17 protein-coding genes are annotated in these 21,669 nt (G+C 26.3%); 13 read left to right on the forward strand and 4 right to left on the reverse strand.

Features of this window, described 5'->3' with window-relative positions; genetic code table 11:
• Positions 1-714: 714 nt before the first annotated feature.
• The 5 genes from hsdR to DPIF8902391_RS11890 all read left to right on the forward strand — a co-directional run bounded on the left by hsdR (position 715) and on the right by DPIF8902391_RS11890 (position 9,890).
• Positions 715-3,084, forward strand: coding sequence for an EcoAI/FtnUII family type I restriction enzme subunit R (gene hsdR / locus DPIF8902391_RS11870; protein ID WP_172505952.1), 2,370 nt, complete (start codon positions 715-717; stop codon positions 3,082-3,084).
• A complete protein-coding gene (locus tag DPIF8902391_RS11875) occupies positions 3,084-4,721 on the forward strand; it encodes a DUF262 domain-containing protein (RefSeq protein WP_172505953.1) in 1,638 nt (545 codons plus the stop codon). The genes hsdR and DPIF8902391_RS11875 overlap by 1 nt, the downstream gene beginning before the upstream one ends.
• A 23-nt stretch (positions 4,722-4,744) precedes the next feature.
• Complete coding sequence (locus DPIF8902391_RS11880) at positions 4,745-6,181, forward strand: N-6 DNA methylase (RefSeq protein ID WP_172505954.1); 1,437 nt, start codon at positions 4,745-4,747, stop codon at positions 6,179-6,181.
• 2 nt (positions 6,182-6,183) lie between these two features.
• Positions 6,184-7,896, forward strand: a complete 1,713-nt coding sequence (locus DPIF8902391_RS11885) for a restriction endonuclease subunit S (RefSeq protein ID WP_172505955.1) — start codon at positions 6,184-6,186, stop codon at positions 7,894-7,896.
• A 416-nt stretch (positions 7,897-8,312) separates the two neighbouring features.
• A complete protein-coding gene (locus DPIF8902391_RS11890; RefSeq protein WP_172505956.1) occupies positions 8,313-9,890 on the forward strand; it encodes a reverse transcriptase domain-containing protein in 1,578 nt (525 codons plus the stop codon).
• Positions 9,891-9,923: 33 nt separating this feature from the next.
• Here the strand turns inward: DPIF8902391_RS11890 and DPIF8902391_RS11895 are convergent, their stop codons facing one another.
• From DPIF8902391_RS11895 to DPIF8902391_RS11910, 4 genes are all read right to left on the reverse strand, one after another.
• Positions 9,924-10,667, reverse strand: a complete 744-nt coding sequence (locus tag DPIF8902391_RS11895) for a hypothetical protein (protein WP_172505957.1) — start codon at positions 10,665-10,667, stop codon at positions 9,924-9,926.
• Entirely contained in the window at positions 10,667-11,659 is a 993-nt protein-coding gene (locus DPIF8902391_RS11900) for a PDDEXK nuclease domain-containing protein (RefSeq protein ID WP_172505966.1), read from the reverse strand. The genes DPIF8902391_RS11895 and DPIF8902391_RS11900 overlap by 1 nt, the downstream gene beginning before the upstream one ends.
• 116 nt (positions 11,660-11,775) lie before the next feature.
• The gene (locus DPIF8902391_RS11905) at positions 11,776-12,444 is read right to left on the reverse strand and encodes a hypothetical protein (RefSeq protein WP_172505958.1); all 669 of its coding nucleotides are present in this window, start codon (positions 12,442-12,444) and stop codon (positions 11,776-11,778) included.
• 6 nt (positions 12,445-12,450) lie between these two features.
• Positions 12,451-13,731 carry a hypothetical protein gene (locus DPIF8902391_RS11910; RefSeq protein WP_101907138.1) on the reverse strand — a complete coding sequence of 427 codons (1,281 nt, stop codon included), beginning with the start codon at positions 13,729-13,731 and terminating at the stop codon, positions 12,451-12,453.
• A 360-nt stretch (positions 13,732-14,091) separates the two neighbouring features.
• Between DPIF8902391_RS11910 and DPIF8902391_RS11915 the strand changes: the two genes are divergently transcribed.
• The 8 genes from DPIF8902391_RS11915 to DPIF8902391_RS11950 all read left to right on the forward strand — a co-directional run bounded on the left by DPIF8902391_RS11915 (position 14,092) and on the right by DPIF8902391_RS11950 (position 21,497).
• Positions 14,092-15,033 (forward strand): tyrosine-type recombinase/integrase, encoded by a 942-nt coding sequence (locus DPIF8902391_RS11915; protein ID WP_172505959.1) that lies wholly within the window; start codon positions 14,092-14,094, stop codon positions 15,031-15,033.
• Between the two features lie 31 nt (positions 15,034-15,064).
• The gene (locus DPIF8902391_RS11920) at positions 15,065-15,289 is read left to right on the forward strand and encodes a hypothetical protein (protein WP_172505960.1); all 225 of its coding nucleotides are present in this window, start codon (positions 15,065-15,067) and stop codon (positions 15,287-15,289) included.
• Between the two features lie 51 nt (positions 15,290-15,340).
• Positions 15,341-17,758, forward strand: a complete 2,418-nt coding sequence (locus DPIF8902391_RS11925) for a DnaB-like helicase C-terminal domain-containing protein (protein WP_172505961.1) — start codon at positions 15,341-15,343, stop codon at positions 17,756-17,758.
• 67 nt (positions 17,759-17,825) lie between these two features.
• Positions 17,826-18,578, forward strand: a complete 753-nt coding sequence (locus DPIF8902391_RS11930) for a ParA family protein (protein WP_172505962.1) — start codon at positions 17,826-17,828, stop codon at positions 18,576-18,578.
• 52 nt (positions 18,579-18,630) lie between these two features.
• Positions 18,631-18,927, forward strand: coding sequence for a hypothetical protein (locus DPIF8902391_RS11935; RefSeq protein WP_101931134.1), 297 nt, complete (start codon positions 18,631-18,633; stop codon positions 18,925-18,927).
• Positions 18,928-19,034: 107 nt separating this feature from the next.
• Positions 19,035-19,616 (forward strand): hypothetical protein, encoded by a 582-nt coding sequence (locus DPIF8902391_RS11940; RefSeq protein ID WP_172505963.1) that lies wholly within the window; start codon positions 19,035-19,037, stop codon positions 19,614-19,616.
• Between the two features lie 17 nt (positions 19,617-19,633).
• Positions 19,634-20,452, forward strand: coding sequence for a hypothetical protein (locus tag DPIF8902391_RS11945; protein WP_172505964.1), 819 nt, complete (start codon positions 19,634-19,636; stop codon positions 20,450-20,452).
• Positions 20,445-21,497: a hypothetical protein gene (locus DPIF8902391_RS11950; RefSeq protein WP_172505965.1), complete on the forward strand. Its 1,053-nt coding sequence runs from the start codon at positions 20,445-20,447 to the stop codon at positions 21,495-21,497. The genes DPIF8902391_RS11945 and DPIF8902391_RS11950 overlap by 8 nt, the downstream gene beginning before the upstream one ends.
• Positions 21,498-21,669: the final 172 nt, after the last annotated feature.

Genomic DNA, 21,669 nt, shown 5'->3' on the forward strand with positions numbered 1-21,669 from the left:
TACTTTGATGCAATGACTACGTACTTTAATGCAATTTAAGGCTGTTTTTACGTACTTTGATGCAATGATTACGTACTTCAGTGCAATTTTATTTTTAAAAAACGTCTGTAGATACTATAAACAAAGGACTTTTTGAAAGTCAAAAAAACGCTAGAGTATTATAGATACTCTTAGAGTATCTTAGAGAGAAATTCCCTTTTCAGTACATTTCTCTTTTCTTAAAAAAATCCATAAATATCCGAAAAATCCGAATTTTCCGAAAAAAGTAGAAAGGATTGTAATTAGCCGATTTAAGCACTTTTTATAATCTTTTAGATAAATTGTATTAAAGTTTATAAATCCTTTAACAGGATTTAAGATTAGATACTTATGCGCAAAGTAAATAGCATTCTAATCAGAATAAAACAGAAAAATCCGAATCTTTAAAAAACGCAATAAAGCGCAAAAGGAAAGCTGTTTTGTTTTATTAAATTCTTTAGAAAAAACAATTCTTAAAAATCAAAAAACCCAAAATAAACGATTTAAAAGGTTTTATTACTTATGTATCTAAGTTTGTTAATAATTCAATAAAGCTCACTATAGTGTCTTTAGAAGTTAGTTAAGTAGTATTTTAATTTAAAGAAAACAAATGTTATTAATTTTTATAAAAAAATGTATTAGATTATTATCTAATATTTTAAATTATATATCATTTTGTTTTCTTAATTTTATCTTATGAATAAGAAAAATTTAAGTGAAAGAGATATTTGTAGTAAATATATCAATCCTGCTATTGAAAAAGTTGGCTGGAATATGAGAACACAAGTAAGAGAAGAAGTTTCTTTTACAGATGGACGCATCATTGTACAAGGTAAATTATATACTAGAGGTAAAAGTAAAAGAGCTGATTACATACTTTATTACAAGCCAAATATTCCGATTGCAATTATTGAAGCAAAAGATAATAAAAAAGCCGTTGGACACGGAATGCAACAAGCTTTAGAATATTCTGAAATTTTACAAATTCCATTTGTATTTACTTCGAATGGAGATTCTTTTGTTTTTCATGATAAAACAAATACAGATGGAAATTTAGAAAAAGAATTGACATTAGATAATTTCCCTTCTCCAGAAACTTTATGGAATAAGTATCTAAAATATAAAAATATTGATACTCCTAAATCAAAAGAAATTGTAGAAAAAGACTACTATACAGATGATAGTGGTATGACTCCAAGATATTATCAACAAAATGCAGTTAATAGAACATTAGAAGCTGTTGCTAAAGGACAAGATAAAATTATCTTAGTTATGGCTACAGGTACAGGTAAAACTTATACTGCTTTTAATATTATCTGGCGTTTATGGAAAACAGGTGTTAAGAAACGTATTTTATTTTTAGCTGATAGAAATGCACTTTTGACACAAACAAAAAACGGTGATTTTTCTCCTTTTGGAAATGATATAATGCACATCATAAAAAATAGAAAAATTGATAAATCCTATCAAATATATTTTGCTTTATATCAGGGGTTAACAAGTACTGATGAGTCTAAAAATGCGTATAAAGAGTTTAGTAAAGATTTTTTTGATTTAGTAGTTATTGATGAATGTCATAGAGGTTCGGCTTCGGAAGATTCTGCTTGGAGGGAAGTTTTAACCTACTTTGATTCGGCTACACAAATAGGTTTAACAGCAACACCTAAAGAAACTAAAGAGGTTTCTAATATGGAATATTTTGGAGAGCCAGTTTATACTTATTCTTTAAAACAAGGTATTTCTGATGGGTTTTTAGCTCCTTACAAAGTAATCAGAATTACAACAAATGTAGATGAAGGTTGGAGACCTACTGCTGGTTTAGTTGATAAATACGGAAATGAAGTAGAAGATCGTATTTATAATTTAAAAGATTATGATAGAAAATTAGCTATAGATGAGCGTACACAAGTTGTAGCTAAGAGAATAACAGAATATTTAAAAGCTACAGATCGTTTTGCTAAAACTATTGTTTTTTGTGTAGATATAGATCATGCAAATAGAATGCGACAAGCATTAATTAATGAAAATGCAGATTTAGTAGCTAAACATTGGAATTATTGTGTAAAAATAACGGGTGATGATGAAGTAGGAAAACAAGAATTAGATAACTTTACAGATGTTGAAGAGCGTTTTCCTGTTATTGCTACTACTTCTAAAATGCTAACTACAGGAATTGATACCAAAATGGTAAAAGTTATTGTATTAGAATCTAATATACAATCTGTTGGAGAATTTAAACAAATTATTGGTAGAGGAACTCGAATTAGAGAAGCAGATGGAAAAGTATATTTTACAATTATGGATTTTAGAAAAGCGACTAATATTTTTGCAAGACCAGATTTTGATGGTTCGCCTGTTCAAATTTATGAACCTGAAATAGATGATCCTGTATTACCTCCAGATGAAATTGATATTATAGAACCTGATAATGGAGAGCCATTAGAGCCTGATGTATTTAAACCTACTACTCCTGATATAACTATTGATGGAGGAGATGAAAAAATCAAAAAATACTATATAAATAATATTCCTGTTTCGGTAGTAAATGAACGTGTACAGTATTACGGAAAAGATGGGAAATTAATTACAGAATCGTTAAAAGATTATTCAAGAAAAAATATAACAAGAGAATATGCTTCTTTAGATGAATTTATCCAAAAATGGACTACTTCTGAAAAAAAAGAAGAACTTATAAAGGAATTAGCCGAACATGGAGTTTTATTAGATATATTGCGTGAAGATGTAGGATTAGATTTAGATGATTTCGATTTAATATGTCATATTGCTTTTGACCAACCTGCTTTAACAAGGAAAGAAAGAGCTAATAATGTACGTAAACGTAATTATTTTAATAAATATAGTGAAACAGCTCAAAAAATTTTAAACAGCTTATTAGATAAATACGAGCAAGAAGGTATTGTATCAATAGAACAAGGAGCAATACTTAAAGTAAAACCATTAAATCAAATGGGGTCGCCAGTAGAATTAGTAAGAGCTTTTGGTAAAAGAGAAGACTTTGAAGAGGCGGTAAAACAATTAGAAAAAGAAATATACAATATTGCTTAATGGAACAAAGAATTGAAATTATAAATAACTGGAATCTTCAAAAAATTTTTAACCAATTAGAAAATGGTAATATGAAAATTCCAAGGTTTCAACGTGGGTATGTTTGGGAAAGAAGTAAAATAGTAAAACTACTTAATAGCATACAAAGTCAATATCCTATTGGATCATTTTTTATCTGGGAAGCAGGTAAAGAATATAAAAATTTTTGCCGTGAGATTAAAGATTTAAATTTACCTGAAAATCCAGAATCAAATTATTTTAGTTTTATTTTAGATGGACAACAACGTATTACTTCTCTTTATGTTGCTTTAAAAGGAAAAACAATAGGGAATACAGATTTTTCTTCAATTTGTTATAATCTTGAAAAAAAAATATTTCATATTCCACGTCTTAAAAATGAAAATCATAATATTCCTGCTTGGAAACTTTTTGACACATTAGAATATGGAAAAGTCCTAACTAAATATGTATTATATGATAATGAAAATGATACATATTTTCATCAAACTTGGAGTAATTGTTATCGAACTTTTTCTGATTATCCTATAAGCATAATTAAAACTTTAAAAATGGAACTTGATGAAGTTGTTACCATTTTTGAAAGAATAAATCAAGGCGGAAAAAGATTGTCATTATTCGATTTAGTTCACGCTAGTGCCTGGTCTCCTGATTTTGATTTAAGAGATAAGATAAAAACATTTAATTCAGAAATAAATGTAAAAGCTTTTGGAGGTGTAGAAAATGAAGTATTTATTCAATCTTTATCATTAAATGCTTTTGGAGATTGTAAAAATAAAAATCAATTAAACTTAACCGCTGAAATATGTGATGAGTTTTGGGATAAAACAGCAGAAAGTATTCGGCTAACTTTAGATTTTGTAAAGATATTTGGCGTTCGTTTTATTAGTTATTTACCTTACAATGCTTTTCTTCCAATTTTACAGCATTATTTTTATAAATCGATAAAGAAAAGTGTTTCAGCAAATCATTTTCAGTTTATAGAAAATTGGTTTTGGACAGCTACTTTTTCTGCTCGTTTTTCAAGTTCTAGTTTAACTAAAATGAAAGATGATGCCGATTGGATACATAAGTTAGTAAAAGAGGAATTACAAGAAAATGTTTTTGGTGTTTCATTAACATTAAAAGAACTTGCTAAAGTTAATATGCAAACTAAATCTGTTATTAAAAATGGAGTTATTTGTTTGATGGCTTTACAAAACCCTAAAGATTTTGATAATAGTATTCCTGTAATGTTAGATAAATCTAATATTGCAAAATCTAATGGTAAAGAAAATCATCATTTCTTTCCATATTCTTTAAGAGATAAATTTGGAACAACAGCTAAAGGAATCAATTCATTACTTAATTTTGCACTAATATCTGGAAGATTAAATCGTGAAATTTATAATAAATTACCATCAGAATATATTGCTGATTATACTTCTAAGAACTCGAATATAAAATCAGATTTAGAAAGCCATTTTATTTCAATTCAAGCTATTCAAGCAGTAAAAAATAATGACTTTGATACATTTATTTCAGAACGTGCAAAATCAATCATGCCTAAAATATTAAAAAAAATAGAGGTTGGTGAATTTTCAAAATCTGAAAAAGAATTAATTGAAGAAAATATATAATAATAAGTTATCTAAAAAAAATAATGAGTAACATAACAACAAACATAAAAAGCATTCGTGATATAATGCGTAAAGACACTGGAGTAGATGGAGATGCACAACGTATTTCACAAATGGTCTGGATGCTTTTTATGAAAATATTTTCCGATAAAGAAGAAGAATGGGAAATAACACTTGATAATTATAAATCGCCAATTCCTGAGAACTTAAAATGGGAAAATTGGGCATCAGATGAAGAAGGATTAACAGGTGATGCTTTAATGGATTTTATAGAAAATGAGTTGTTTCCAGCTTTAAAAGAGTTGGATATTACTATAAGTCCACAAGCAAGAATTATACGTTCTGTTTTTGATGATACCTATAATTTCATGAAAAATGGAACGCTTTTCCGTCAAGTAATAAATGTAATTAATGAGATAGATTTTAATAGTAATGACCGTCATTTATTTAATGATATTTATGAAACTATCTTAAAAGATTTACAATCGGCAGGTTCTTCGGGAGAGTATTATACACCAAGAGCTGTAACTCAGTTTATGGTAGATATGACAAATCCTCAATTAGGAGAAAGTATTTTAGATCCTGCTTGTGGTACTGGAGGTTTTTTAACGTGTAGTATCGATTATATGCGTAATCAAGTAGAAACGACTAAGGATAGAGATATACTGCAAAAATCAATACGTGGTATCGAAAAAAAACCATTGCCACATTTACTTTGTACTACTAATTTAATGCTACATGGTTTTGATTTACCAGCAGTACGTAGAGATAATTTATTAAGTAAACCCTATGCAGATTGGGGAGCAAAAGATAAATTAGATATTATACTTTCCAATCCTCCTTTTGGTGGAGTCGAAGAAGATGGAACAGAAACAAATTTCCCTCAAAAATTTAGAACCAAAGAAACAGCCGATTTATTTTTAGCTTTAATTATCAAATTATTAAAAGATAAAGGGCGTTGTGCTATTGTATTACCTGACGGAACACTTTTTGGTGAAGGTATGAAAACACGCTTAAAAGAAGAATTATTAGACAAATGTAATTTACATACTATTGTTCGTTTGCCAAATGGCGTATTTAATCCATATACAGGTATTAAAACGAATTTATTATTTTTCGAAAAAGGTACACAAACAAAAGAAGTTTGGTATTTTGAACATCCTTATCCTAATGGGGTAAAAAGCTATAATAAAACCAAACCAATCAATATAAAAGAGTTTGATTTAGAAAAATCTTGGTGGAATAATCGTGAAGATAAAAAATTCTCTAAAAATGCGTGGAAAGTTTCTATTGATGAAATAAAAAAACGCAATTATAACTTAGATATTAAAAATCCATATCAAGAAATAGATACTTTAGAAAGCCCTGAAATATTATTAGAAAAATTTAGAACTACTGAAAATAAAATTTCTACCATACAAGATGAAATTATAAACGTATTAACCGAAGCTTTAAAATAAATATGCAATTACTAAAACATTTTAAAGAACTTACGGTTAATCCTAAAAATGCCAAAGAATTAAAAGGATTGATTTTACAATTAGCAATTCAAGGAAAATTAACGGCTAATTGGAGAAAAGAAAATACGAATATTGAACCTTCATCTGAATTATTGAAGAAAATTCAAAAAGAGAAGGAACGTTTAATTAAGGAAAAGAAAATAAGAAAAGAAAAACCGTTACTAAAAATTGATAAAGAAGAAATCCCTTACAAACTACCTGAAAATTGGGTTTGGTGTAGGTTAGGTAATTCAGGATTTACACAAACAGGAAATACACCTCCTAAAAATAACCCTGAAAACTATGGCGATTTTATTCCTTTTATAGGTCCTGCTGATATTTCAAATCAATTAATGAAATATCCAGTTGAAGGATTATCTGAATTAGGTATTTCGGTAGGAAGATTAATTCCAAAAGAATCATTAATGATGGTTTGTATTGGAGGAAGTATTGGTAAGTGTAATATTAATTATATTGATGTTAGTTGTAATCAACAAATAAATACAGTTACACCAGTATTAATTCCAGTTATATATATTAAAACGGTTTGTCAATCACCTTTTTTTCAAAAAAAAGTTTTAGATAATTCTTCTGGTTCGGCAACTCCAATAATCAATAAAGGGAAATGGGAAACTTTATTATTTCCACTCCCACCACTAGAAGAACAAAAAGAAATTGTAAAAGTAGTAGAAACGCTTTTTAAAGAAGTCGATAAATTAGAGCAATTAACGGTTTCACGCATTAGTTTAAAAGAAGATTTTGTAAGGTCTGCATTAAAAGAATTAACAAATAATAACACCAAAAAAGAGTGGGATTATTTACAAGAACATTTTAAAAGTTTTTTTAATGAAACTACTAATATTAAAAAGTTAAGAGAAACGGTTTTACAATTAGCCGTTCAAGGAAAATTAACGGCTGATTGGCGTGCTAATAATCCGAGAACAGAAGATGCAACTATTTTATTAAAACGTATTCAAAAAGAAAAAGCACAACTTATTGAAGATAAAAAAATAAAAAAAGAGAAAATATTACCTAAAATTACTAAAGAAGAAATTCCTTATAAAATTCCTGATGGTTGGGTTTGGTGTAGGATGGGAACTATTAGCGATATAATTGCAGGAGCTAGTTTTAAAAGTGGCGATTTTAATAAAACAGGAGGAGTAAAATGTATCAAAATAACAAATGCAGGTGTACGCATTTTTGTTGAAACAAATGATTATTTACCTAAAGGTTTTGATAAATTACATCTTAATTATTTAATCAAAGAAGGAGATTTAATATTAGCATTAACAAGACCTTATATTAAAGATGGATTAAAAATATCAATTTGCCCTTCTACCTATAATAACTCTTTATTAAATCAACGTGTCGCATCAATCAGGTCAATGACAAAAGAAATTTATCACCCGTATATATTTTCATATATACAATCACCAAAGGTGCTAAGTTTTTATAAATCAAAATTTGATGGAAAAAGTCAGCAACCTAATATGAAGATGTGGGATATCACAGACTTATTAATTTCAGTTCCACCCCTAGAAGAACAAAAAGCCATAGTAGAAAAAGTAAATGCTTTAATGTCTTTATGTGATAAATTAGAGCAAGAAGTACAACAAAGTGAAGCACATAGTAAACAATTAATGAAAAGTTGTTTAAAAGAGGTTTTTGTGGGGTAAAAAAATGAATAAAAAATAAAAAGTTAGTGAGTTAGAGAAATTGCTGAAAAATGCGTTTCAAGGTGTAGAATTTTGTGTAAATAAAATTTTATAAGCTTAACATGAAAAACTGTTGAGAACAAGGTATTTTATAAATCCAAGAGAATGTTGAATTAAGTTCTGACAGACCTTGTGTTACCTCTAAGACCATCGCCAAGATGATTAGAGATTGCCTGATAATTGTATTTACATTATTGTTTGATTTCATTGGAGACATTGATTTTAGATACAAATATAGATTAATTATTTATCGCCCAACTTGAATTGGGGCGGTTGTAAACTTAGGTTTTCAACCGAAAGAGCATGCATTTTTCAGGAGTTTAATAAACTCTAAAAGCAATGCTTCGTAGTTGATTTCTCTGCTCACTTTTTATCAAATGGAAAAGAAAAAAAAGAAAAAAGATTGGTTTAAATTAAAAAAATATCCTCATATAGATTTTCCACTAAAGGAAAAGGATAGACTTCTTTGGGTGGAAGAATATGTAACAAATCCAGCAGAAATAAAAAAGCATTCTTTTTTACCATTTATTCATAAAACATCAAAAAAAAGAAAATTCAGAAAAGAATATTCAGAAGATACAGGAAAAGTAATTAAAGACGCTAAAACAAACAAAGCTTTAAGAAAAGCTGATGTTAAAAATAGGGAATTATATTACGCTTCACATTTAGATTCTTTAATTTACGGCTATTATTCTGAAATATTATCTGAAAAATATGAAGATAAAATTAAAGAATATGATTTAGATGAAGTTATACTTGCGTATCGGTCTATTCCTATAAATCCAGAAGATAAAGAAGGTTCAAATAAATGTAATATTGATTTTGCAAATGATACTTTTAATTATATAAGAAAGTATCCAGAAGAAGAATTTTGTGTAATCGCTCTTGATATTAAAAGTTTTTTTGATGAGCTAAATCATAAAATTTTACGGAATATTTGGATGCAATTATTAAGCACAAAAGAAAATAAATTAACAAAATTACCGCTAGATCATTTTAACGTGTATAAACATATTACAAGGTTTACTTATGTAGATATTGTTGATATATTTAACGAATTTCAAAGTAAGATATTTATTCAAAAAAGAGATTCTAAAGGACGTTTATTACCAAGAAAAAGAGCTAAAGTTTCTCAAATTAAATATTTAAAAAATCAAAATGCAGTAGCTTTTTGCACAAAAAAAGAATTTTATAAAAAGAAAAATAAATTAGTAAGAAACACCAAATTTATAAAACCAAATAAATCAATAAAAGAAGATAAAAAGAAAGGTTTACCTAAACAATATGGTATTCCACAAGGTTCACCAATAAGTTCTTTATTAGCGAATGCATATCTTTTAAATTTTGATAAAACAATTAATAATTTTATTAAAAAAGAAGGGATTTACAGAAGATATTCCGATGATATGGTAATCGTATGTCCTTTAGCTAAAAAGGATGAGATTCTTAATTTAGCGATGTCTGAAATAAAAAAAGTTAAATTAAAAATTCAGGAATCTAAAACACAGATATTTCATTTTAAAAATAAACAAGGAATACTTAATTGCGGTCAAGAGTTTAAAAAAGAAATAAATCCGAATAAAAACTTTATTTATTTAGGTTTTGAATTTGATGGAGAAACTACTTTAGTACGTTCTGCAAGTATATCTTCTTTTTATAGGAAGATGAAAAAAACCGTTTGGCGTTCTAAACATTATGCTAAAAAAGGTAAAAATAAAGGACAGATTTTTAAAGGACGAATTTTAAAAAAATTCTCTTATAAAGGAGCAGATAGAAAAAGAAAATGGCTTTGGGATGAATCCATTCAAGGTTTTAAAAAATCTGATTCTTATGATTGGGGTAATTTTTTGTCGTATTCAAATAAAGCCTCAAAAGTAATGACTAAAAACAAAATTAAAAAGCAAACTAAAAAATCTTGGAATAAATTAATTAAAGAGATAAAACTTAAAAAATAATTTAAAGAAAAATGACCTAATTATAGGTAAATATTATTCTATTAAATTAAAAATAAGATTATTATGTTTTAAAGGTTTTTCCATTTTCCAAATAGAAACATGTTTATTCTGTTTATTAGCCTTAATTACTTCTAAAATATAATCTTCTGGGCAATCATAACCACAAATAATATTTCTTAAAGCCGTTCTATTTATTTTATATTTCCCTGAATTTTCTTTAACTAATCTTAATTCTTCTTCATAACTCCAATTATCTTGTTTTAAGTAAAAAACTTTAAAAATATCATTTTGATTTTTTAAAATTTCAATAGGTATTTTATTTAATACTTTTTGATAATTCATAGGTCTTAAACCTTTGAAAAAATTAGAATCTAATTCTATATTGTATTGAAAATATAAACCTTTGTGATTATTTGAATAATTTGCTAATAAAGGCATATTTATACCTGGAAACATAGAAAAGCAAGCTATTCCATGTTTGTTTATAAATTTAGGTATTGATTCTCGAACAGTTTTTTCTAGTTCTTCTATCTTTATGTTTTTTTTAATTAAGTTTTTATTTTCTTCACCAGCTAAAGTTTCAAATAATTTGAAGAGTTGATTTATATCAAATTCTTTTAAATCGATTAAGTCAGGAGTAGAATCAAAAGGATCATTTAATAATTCTCTTTTTTGAAAAAAAATATAAGAATTTTCAATTTCATCTAAAGTAAATTCATTATTAGGTCTATATCTAAAAATGTACGGTCTTCCAGATTTTTCAGCTTCTTCTATCATTATTTATTAATATTACCTATAGCGATTGTTAGCATTTGTTTTAACTCTTTTTTCGTTGGAACTTTTCCTTTTAATTTACTTGGTAATTCGTGAGTTAATTTATATTCGGAAACTCCAATTGGTTTAGAGCTTGACCTTAAACTATATTCTACTTCAATATTATCTTTTGTAGGACATAAAATAATTCCTATTGAAGGATTATCATCTTCTTGTTTTTCTTGTTCGTCTAACAATTCAAGATAAAAATTCATTTTTCCTGCAAATTCAGGTTGAAATTCTACCGTTTTTAATTCGATAGCTACTAAACATTTTAAAAATCGGTGATAAAAAAGTAGGTCAATAAAATATTCTTTTTGATTTAACTTTAATCTATATTGATTTCCGATAAATGAAAATCCATAACCAAGTTCTAGTAGTAAATCTCGGACATTTTCTACCAATTTATTTTCTAATTCTCGTTCTAATATTGGTTTAGAAATTCCTAAAAAGTCAAGATTATATTCACTTTTCATTGCTTCATTTGCTTGCTCTGATAAGTGAATAGGTAATGCTTTATCAAAATTACTAAGTTTTGGATTTACAAGATGATGTTTATAAGCATCTGCTTTAATTTGGTTTAATAAAACAGCTCTACTCCAGCCTAATTTATCAGTAGCATTCAGATAATATTTTTTTTCTTTATCATCTTTAATTTTGTGCATTATTAATAAATTCTGTCCCCATGGAATTGTAAAAGCGATTTCTAAAAGTTCTTCTTTATTTTTATATTCCAAATAAAACTGACGCATTCTCCAAAGATTTTGAGAAGAATATCCTTTTGTTCCATCAATTTTTTTATTAATATCTTTTGATAATGTATCTACAATTGATTTCCCCCAATTATTTTTTTCTTGATTTTTTACAATTAATTTACCCAGTTCAAAATTTTGACCAATATGATGTTTATTAAGTGATTTGTAGGCTTCATATTTTGCAGAATTGATAGTATTAATACTGCTTCAAAAAAAATATTATATGCTGTTAATTGACTCATTAAATTTATTTATTAATTCTCGCACAACCGTGCGAGAATTGTATTTTGTTAATTTTACTTACTTGTTTTGGTAGGTTAATTAAAACATGAAATTATTATATGTAAACACTCTCCTTGATTTGCATTAAAAGTTATTTTCTTTTCAGGGATTGGATTTATGATATACATTCCTATATTTCTAGGAACTACATTATATCCTTGATTTATTAAAAAAGGCTTTATATCATCGATTAATTCTAAAGCTTTCGGATGATTTGATACAGGTAATAACATTACACAAGATTTTTTATTCCTTTTAGCAGATATAAGTGCTAAATTCAATTCTTCTATTAATTTTCTATTCTCATCTTTTGTTAGCTTTTCTTTTGGATTAATTGTTATTGTGCTATTGATATTATTACCTACGACACTATTATTTCCAAAATTAATATTAGACGGTTGGTTCTCTACAATAATTGAAGTTTCTTGAGTTTTGACTTCTGTTTTTAAAGTCTTCGAATCTTTAATCTTTGGTGTTATTGGTTTATTCTCTTTTGTTACAGCATCTATTTTATTAGAGACGGATTCTATTGGGTTAATTTCTAACCCTTTATTACTTAGTTTTATATTGTGTTTTTCTCGAAATATAATATAAAAAAACATAAGAATTATAAATACTATAATTAATAGTATAATCACTTTATTTTCTGACATCCAATCAAATATAGTTCTTCCGATTATTGGTGTGTTTTTGTTGTTCATCATTTTTATTTAGTATTCTTTTTCATTAACATCTCTATATTTAAAGGAATCTGAAAACCATCCTAAAGATTTAGCATCAATCATTATTTGTTCCTCTTCTTTTTGAGTAAATCTATTCAGAAATTCAAAATAATTATACTTAAGCCCCTTGAAGTCATCATAGTAAGCAATAAGTATATATTCTTTTGTTAAATAATTAGTATGAACAGCAAAGCTGTCAACAGCTAATAATAGTGCATTGTCTAATTGTTCTCCTTTTAATTTTTCTGGATATTTCACAAAAACAAACCCAAATTCGGAAACATTTGCAAAAACTCTAGCTAAATGATTATTTGAAATATTTTTATACTTTTTGTAAAAATCAAAGAAATGTTTAGAAATAATTCTTCGCTTAAACCTAGATAATGACATTAATTTTTCAGCTAATACTTTTAATTCTTTTCTATAACCAATTTCTTCAATTACAAAATTATCAATAAAAAAACTATCTTTATCATTCTGTTTTTTTAATAAATATTCTGGAGTTGATACAAAACTTTCCCATGTATTATTTAAATCAAAAAAGATTCCTTGAAACTCATCGCTCTTTAGTTCGTTAGAATAGCTATTTGAATTTTTGATATAAGAAGCTAAAAGATCTAATTCATTACCAGAAATATAAACTTGTTTTTTATTTTGTCTGATTACTTTATCAAGATGTTCATTAACTTTTAAATAAGTTTTTTCATCTAATTCATTATCTGTACAAGTAAGCATTATTACATCTTTTTGTTTAAGAAGGCTCTCTCTTTCAGTTAAATAGTTTGTCAAATCTACAATTGTATTCATTTCATTTACTATGGAAAACCAAGTACCTCTATTCATAATTGTAACATGATGATTAGATTTCGTATAAACTGAAGGGTGATAAAATTTTAATCCTTCCCCTAAGTTGACTATTATTCTAAATATTTTAGAGTATTTATTTTTTTGGAATAATTCTATTTCTTTTTTAGGATGTTTAAAATAAATTTCTTTTGTGTTAAATAATCTTCTTTCTGCTCCTTGAATCTGTTTAAGAGCTTTATCAATAGTATTCTTAAAGTACCTATCATAATTACCTTTAAAATCATAATTTTTAACAGAGATTATAATTAATATATCTTGAAATAAAATAAGTAAATCACAAATTTCTTTTTTGTCCCCCTTTTCATCCTTAGGGCTAGGATAACACCAGTATTCTAAAAAAATATTATTTGCAATATCATTTACAAAATTCTCTCCTTCAATTCCTTTTGGGTTACTATCCATAATTTTTCATTCTATTTTATAAAAGTTAAAAACACATATAAATTCTATATAAAATAGACTGTTTATGTGAATAGTTAAAGACTACTAATATAATTAAATACTTAATAAGTTGTTTATTAAATTCATCTATAATATGTTTTTTTTTAGATTAAAAAAAATAATTTAATAGATGTAAAGATATGTATATAAGTATTTTAATTTAATATGTAGAGTGTAAAAACTTCAAAAAGAAAACATTATCTTAGCTTGTCTTTAATGATTTTTTATTTTACTGTTTACTTAGTAATTAAAATAATACAAGTAATTACTGTAATATAAATAATATAAGTATATTTGTATTACTAAAAGTAAATTACGATTATGTATTTAGCAATAGAAGAACCGCAAGACATCCGTAAAATAACCTCTGAAAAAGTATGTAAATTAGTCGATGGTTTTATTGAAAATCAAGATATAAAACAAAGCTCTAAAAAATTATATAGACGAACTTTAAAACAGTATTTTAAATGGGTTACTGCTAAAAACTATTTACTTTCAGAAATAGCCAGACCGCAAATAATAGAATACAAAGAAAATTTATTAAGCGCAGGAATGAGTAATTTAACGGTAGGTTCTTACATAACATCTGTTAGGCGTTTTTACGAATGGACAGAAGCTAATAAATATTATCCTAATGTTGCTAAAGGAATTAAAACACCTAAAAGAAAAGCGCAATTTAAAAAACAAGCATTACTTCCAGTACAAGCAACCGCTTTACTTAATTATTATAAAGATAAAAATCTAAGAAATTACGCTATAATTAATTTACTTTTAAGAACTGGATTAAGAACAATAGAAGTAATTAGAGCTAATATTGAAGACATCATATTTAAAGGTTCTCAAAGAGTCCTACTTGTGCATGGAAAAGGCAGAGATGAAAAAGATAATTTTGTTATTCTTACTGATAAAACTTATAAGCCTATAGAAACTTATTTAAATACTAGAGGCAACGTAAAAAAATCAGCACCTTTATTTACTTCTACTTCTAATAATTCTAAAGGAAATAGATTAACCACCAGAACAATCAGTTATATAGCTAAAGAAGGATTAAAAGAAATAGGTTTAGATTCTAAAAATTTCACAGCGCACAGCCTTAGACATACTACAGCAATTAATATTTTAAAAGCTGGAGGATCTATAGAAATGGCGCAATTTACACTTAGACATACAAATCCTGCAACTACTCAAATATATACCGCTACTTTAAATGAAGAACGAAGGTTAGAGAATAGTGGCGAAGCTTTAATCGATAATTTATACTAAACGAATTTAATTAATTATAAAAAATAATAAAATGATAGCACTAAAAGTATTCAGATTTACCTACAATGAAAATATAGATATTATTGAAAAAATCTATAAAGACAAAGTAGCCGATTATATGTTAAGTCATTTGATTGATAAAAAAAACGACTATAAAGAAACCTATCAAAATAATCTAAAAGCATGGGAAGAATTTATATTAGATTTAGATCAAAATAATGCTGAAATTTTAGATAACTACATCTTTAATAAATAGAGTAATCAAAGTAAATTAAAAAAGTATGGTAATTTAAGTAAACAAAATAATATGAGTAATATAACTGACTGGATTCAATACGAACTTTACCCTAATTTATTTGAGGTAATAGATACCGCTTTTCCAGAACACAATTTTAAAAGATACCCTGGAGGCTGGAAAAGTAAAACTTATTTAAACGGTTCTGTTCATAAAAACAGAACCGATAAAACAGTCATCACTAAAAAAGCGATAGGTTGTATTTTAGAGCAAGGAGGAGATGTTTTAAGTATTGTAAATTATGTTATTAAAAGAGATAAAGTCGAGTTTATAGAAGCTGTTAAAGCACTAGCTGATCTTACAAACTTAAAACTACCTGAAAATACTGATTTTAATCAAAATAACTACAAAAATTATAAAGACACAGCCAACATACTAGAAGACTGTAACAGCTATTTTATTTACTGTTTAGAAAATAATAATCCAGATGAAATTAAAACGTATTTAACTTCAAGAGGGTATTCTAAAGACGATATAAAATCGATGGAATTAGGCTATATTCCTTCACAGGATAAGCTTTATAAATATCTAATAGAAACTAAAAATCATCCTAAAATATTAGTAGATGAACTTATTAAATTAAACAAAAATATAGGCGATACTCATCAACTTACAATTCCTTATAGAAGTGGAAGTACTATAAAAGGCTTCAAATTTAGAACTACAGGAACAGCTACACCAAAATATTTAAACTCGACAGGATTAGATAGATTAGGAGGCTTTTTTAATCTATTAGCCGTAAAAGGAAACAAAGATATAATAATAGTAGAAGGAGAACTTGACAGTTTAAATGCGACAGCAAAAGGAATTGAAAATGTAGTTGCTATCGGAGGTAGTAATATTGCTTCGGAACAAGTAAAAGACGCTCTTAAAAGAGGAGCTAAAAGTTTTACTTTGTGTTTTGATAACGAAAAAAGTAAAGAAGAAGAAACTGCAAAGAGAATACATTCAGCAATTGATATTCTTTTAAAAGAAGGAATCCATAAAATTTACATAGTCGATTTGCCTGCTTTAGAAGGAGAAAAAACAGATCCAGATAGACTAATTAAAGAAGCTGGAATTAATAATTTTAAAAATGCCATAATAGAAGCTTTACCTTATTATGAGTATAAATTATATGAAATTTTCAGTAAATATAGAGCTATTGAAGATAAAAGAATCTTAACTCCAAAAGATGTAGATAATCTTCTTGAAGATGTTATAAATACTTCTTTAATTATTAATGATCCTATAGATAGAGATAGATATAAAAAGCTTTTTACTTCCTTCGATCCTATCAAAGAAATAGGAATAACAGTAGAAAGTTTAACCATTACTATCGATAGATTAACAGCTACCAGAGATAAAGAAAATCAAGATAAAGAATTAAAAAAATTACTTTCTCAAGCTAAATTTTTACAAGATAAAGGAGATACTGATAAGGCACTCGAATTAATAGATAAAAAAGTAAAAGAAGTAAAACTTCAAGATAAAACGACAGAATTTAGTAATCTACTAAGTTCTATTACAGAAGATGAAATAAGAAATAATTTAGCCAATAAACCAGAAAGTTTAAATTCAGGTTATATAATAGGTAAAGAACAATTGCTTTTGCCTTCTGGAGCTATTAGTATTTTATGTGCGCCTACTTCACACGGTAAAACTACTTTTTTAATAAATATGGCTATAAATATAGCTAAGAATTATCAAAATAAAGAGGTTCATTTTTTCAGTTATGAAGAAGACAGAGATAGTATTTTAATCAATGCTTTAAATACTTATTTAGACGATGAAATTAGTCTTAATAACCGAAAAACCTTAAAAAGTTATTTTACTACAGGCTCTACAGAATATATAAAATCAGAAGCTATCAATTATTTTAAAGAAAAAAAAGATGCTTTTTTTAAAAATCTGATAGCTACTAAAAGATTAAATATTCATTATAGTAATTATAATTCTGAAACACTTATAGAATCGATAAGATACTTACATAAAAACACCAATATAGGAGCAGTATTTATTGATTATATACAACTCTTAAATCTTCCTACAGGAAAACATAAAACCTATTCGAGACAAGAAGAAATTAAAGCTATTTGTGTAGCGCTAAAAGATGTAGCTGTAGAAACAGGATTACCTATAATTTTAGGAGCGCAATTCAATAGGAATGTAACCAATTGCTTGCATTTACACCCTACTAAAATAGGAGAGGCTGGAGACATAGAAAGGATAGCCAATTTAATAGTTGCCTTTTGGAATAATAATCATAAATCTACAGGAAGTGATGGAGAACTAAATGAAATCGCTAAAAAAAATCTAAATATACCTGATACTTTTTATACTGAAATACTAAAACAAAGAGGTGGAAAAGTAGGACTAACAGAACTACTAGAGTATAATGGTAATAAAGCAACCATTAAAAATAGTACTGAAATATTTGATACATTTTAGCAATATAAGTAATTAAAGTAAACACAATAATATTGATAAACTAGAAAACATTAATAAACTAAATAACATGGGTAAAGTAATTAGTATCAGTAACCACAAAGGAGGTGTAGGAAAAACTACTTCTAGTATTAATATAGGAGCTGGATTAGTGAAGCTAAAAAAGAAAGTTTTATTAATCGATTTAGACCCACAGGCAAACCTAAGCCAAAGTTTAGGAGTGCTAGAACCTGAATTAAATATATACGGAGCTTTAAGAGGTGATTATGAATTACAACCAATCGAAATAATTGAAGGATTATATTTAGTTCCTTCTACTTTAGATTTATCTGGAGCAGAAGTAGAAATGAGCGGAGAACCAGGAAGAGAATATATTTTAAAAGAATTGATTGATCCTATTAAAGATAATTATGATTTTATTATAATCGATAGTCCTCCTTCTTTAGGGTTATTAACTATAAATAGTTTTACTGCTTCGGATGAAATATTAATCCCTTTACAAGCTCAATATTTAGCTTTACAAGGATTAACTAAATTACTAGAAGTAGTCGATAAAATTAAAAAAAGATTAAATAAAAATCTTAAAGTAGGAGGGGTATTTATAACTCAATATGATAAACGAAAAGTATTAAATAGAGATGTTGCATCAACTATTGATCTACATTTTAAAGATGCCGTATTTAAAACTAAGATAAGAGATAATATAGCACTAGCAGAAGCACCCGCTCAAGGATTAGATATTTTTAGGTATAATCCTAAAAGTTACGGAACTGAGGATTATCTAAAATTAAGTAAAGAAATATTAAAATTAAGTAAACAGTAATTACTTAATAAACAATACTTACTTAATAATATAAATATTAAATTTGCAAAATATGAGTAAAAAAAATTTTACAGGAGGATTAAATTCTCTATTAGGAGATACCGAAAAACGAAAAGTAGGAAGACCGAAAACTTCTACTAAAGAAATTACTAAAAGTTCTCAAAAAGGAACTAAAGAAAAAGAAACTAGAGCTACTTTTATAGTAAATGAAGATTTATTAGAAAAATTAAAAGCGATCGCTTACTGGGATAGAAAACTAATAAAAGATGTCGTAAACAATGCACTAAAAGAAAGCATCGATAAGTACGAAAAAAAGAATGGAAATATTGAACTGATACCTAAAAAATAGCTTGTTACTATAAATAATAAGCTATTTTTAAAACATTTAATCAGTAATAAATATTAATATACTTCTGTAAAGTTTACATTACAGAAGTAAAATAACTATTAAAATTTATGAATAATTATATAGAAAGAAGAAATATAAAATATAAAGAACAGCTCGAAAAAATTAAAATTGTATATCAAGAAAATAAAAATTGGGATACAGTAATAACCACTATTATTGATGCTGATTTTGATTTTGACTTAAATTCATGCCAAGCTCAAGAAATTTTTATAGGCTATATAGAAAGTATTTATAATATCAAAATAAAAGATGCTGACCAACTTCAAAAAACAACGAATATAACAACTAAAACACTAGAAGAATTAGAAGCTATTATTTTAACTTCAAAGTACACTAAATATTATGGTGCTGTAGAATTAGCTTTAGAAAATGGAGCTACTTACCCTGAGCTTTTAAAAATAATGCCTAAAGAATATGGACTACCAGACCAATGGAATAAAAAATTAAGCTCTAATCAATACACTACTATTATTATGGTTTTATCATTTTCTTATCTGGTAAATGAACCATTCGGTATATCTATGTTACCAAGTATAAGAGATATATCAGAAAAAATTAAAGCACCCTATTCTGCTTTAATGGATGCTTATTTTTTCATTAAAAAAATTATGATTAATCAAATTAAATAACTAGAAAGTATAAAAAAATGACTAAAAAAAATATAGATAAAATAATAGCTACAGGAACTCCTTTAAAAAAAATAATACTAATACATGAAGATATAGCTAGAAGAAAATATGCTAAAAAAAAATTATTAACTAATCAAGAGTTTGAAGAAATATCTAATAGTTTTATAAAAAATAAAGATATAGACTTATGGAATAAATTTAAAAAAACAGAATATACAGTATCAAGTGCTTTAATGAATTTACAAGGCTGTTTATTTGAAGTTAAAATGCACTATTCAAACCTTAGAGGATATATTTTAAATTGGAATACTATAGAACATACAGAACTATTGGTCAATTCCGTATTACACGAAATTAAAGACCCTATAGAGCGTAAAAAAATAGCAGAAAATGGAGCTCAATACACAAGTATCTTATTTTCAAAAAAAAAGATAGATAAAGAAGGTTATATCAATCTAGAAATAGATTTTGAAAAAGGTAACAGTAATAATATTGACCAATACAGTCTTTTATCTGTTATGAATAATGTAAAAAAAGATGTTACTAAATCGGTTGTAAAATGGCTAAGCTGGGAAAAAGCTCTTTATGATTATATAAATAAGCAAGGTTTTAATATTAAAATTTATAAGGATAAAATACAGGAATTTAGGAATGAAATAGATACTCCTATAATCGCATGGGTTAAATACTATGGAGAACTTGAAAATGAAATCATACTAAATCCGAACACACAAGAGTTATTGAAAAAATATGCTATTTGTCCTAAAATAGAAGAATTAGAAATAAATAAAAAAGAATATGATTTTTTTAAAAATATAATTTTAGAAGATGAATAATAAAAGCTTTCCAGCACTACCAGGAATAGGTGAAGATGAAGAATATAGAGGGTTACCTAATATAGAAAAATCAACTGATTTAAAAAATAAAGGAAATTTTAAACGTTCTGGACATATTACAGATCAATTCTTAAAGTATAATTACCCTAAGGATAAAAAACCTATGCTATTTAATAGTTTAAAACCTGAACTTAAAAAGAGAATAGAAACAAAAGGAATAGAGCATTCAGAGATAATAGAAGGAATTAAATTAACACCAGCAGAAACCAAAGTAATAGATACTCTTTGTAAATTACTTCACCATAATAGCCAAACTTTAAAACCTAATAATAAAGATTACTACACTGGAAATGTAACAGACATAAAGCGTGTAAATTATGGAGATAGTATTGCTATAGTGCCTCAACTAACTGTTACTCTATATGATCTTACTAAAGAATATAAAGCAGGAGCTAGAGTAAGTGGCAAAGACTTAGAAAACGTATCTAAAATATTATTAAATATATCTAAAAAGAATTTTTTAATCAAATATAAAGAAGAGATTAATAAAAAAGATGGAACTAAAACAGTTATAGAAATAGAAGATTATAAACCTATTTTAAATCTTCCAAATTTTAAAATAACGGAATATAGTAAAGAGGGAATAATAACAAGTAAAACAGAATCTACTTTAATAGAATTAAATCCTATTTTCATAAGACAAATAGATACTAAATTTATAGTTTACCCAGAAGATATAAATAAAAGAACTTTAATAGCTTACGGAAATAATAATTGTTCAGAGGCTACTTTTACGCTTAGAGAATATTTAGCTAAATATTTAGCTCTAAAAAATTATAATCCAGAAATTATGATAGATAGGCTTTATTATTTATTAGCTGAAAAGTACATGAAAAGTAGTAGAAAAAGTAAAGTAAAACAACTTACAGAAAAAGCCTTAGATACAATGATAAAATTAGGTTTATTAGAAAGTTTTAAAATAGAAACAGCTAAAACTACAGGAGAACCTAAAATTATATTTAAAATAAATAAAAACTTTGAATAGTATTCTAATTTACGAAAAAAGAGAATTTTACGAAAAAAAAGAAAAATCCGAAAACAGGATAGCATTTAAAATCCGAAAAATCCGAAAAAGCAGGATAAACAAGAATAATCAAACTACGTACTTTGATGCAATGACTACGTACTTTAATGCAATTTAAGGCTGTTTTTACGTA

Source organism: Tenacibaculum finnmarkense genomovar ulcerans, from assembly GCF_900239495.1.
GTDB lineage: Bacteria > Bacteroidota > Bacteroidia > Flavobacteriales > Flavobacteriaceae > Polaribacter > Polaribacter ulcerans.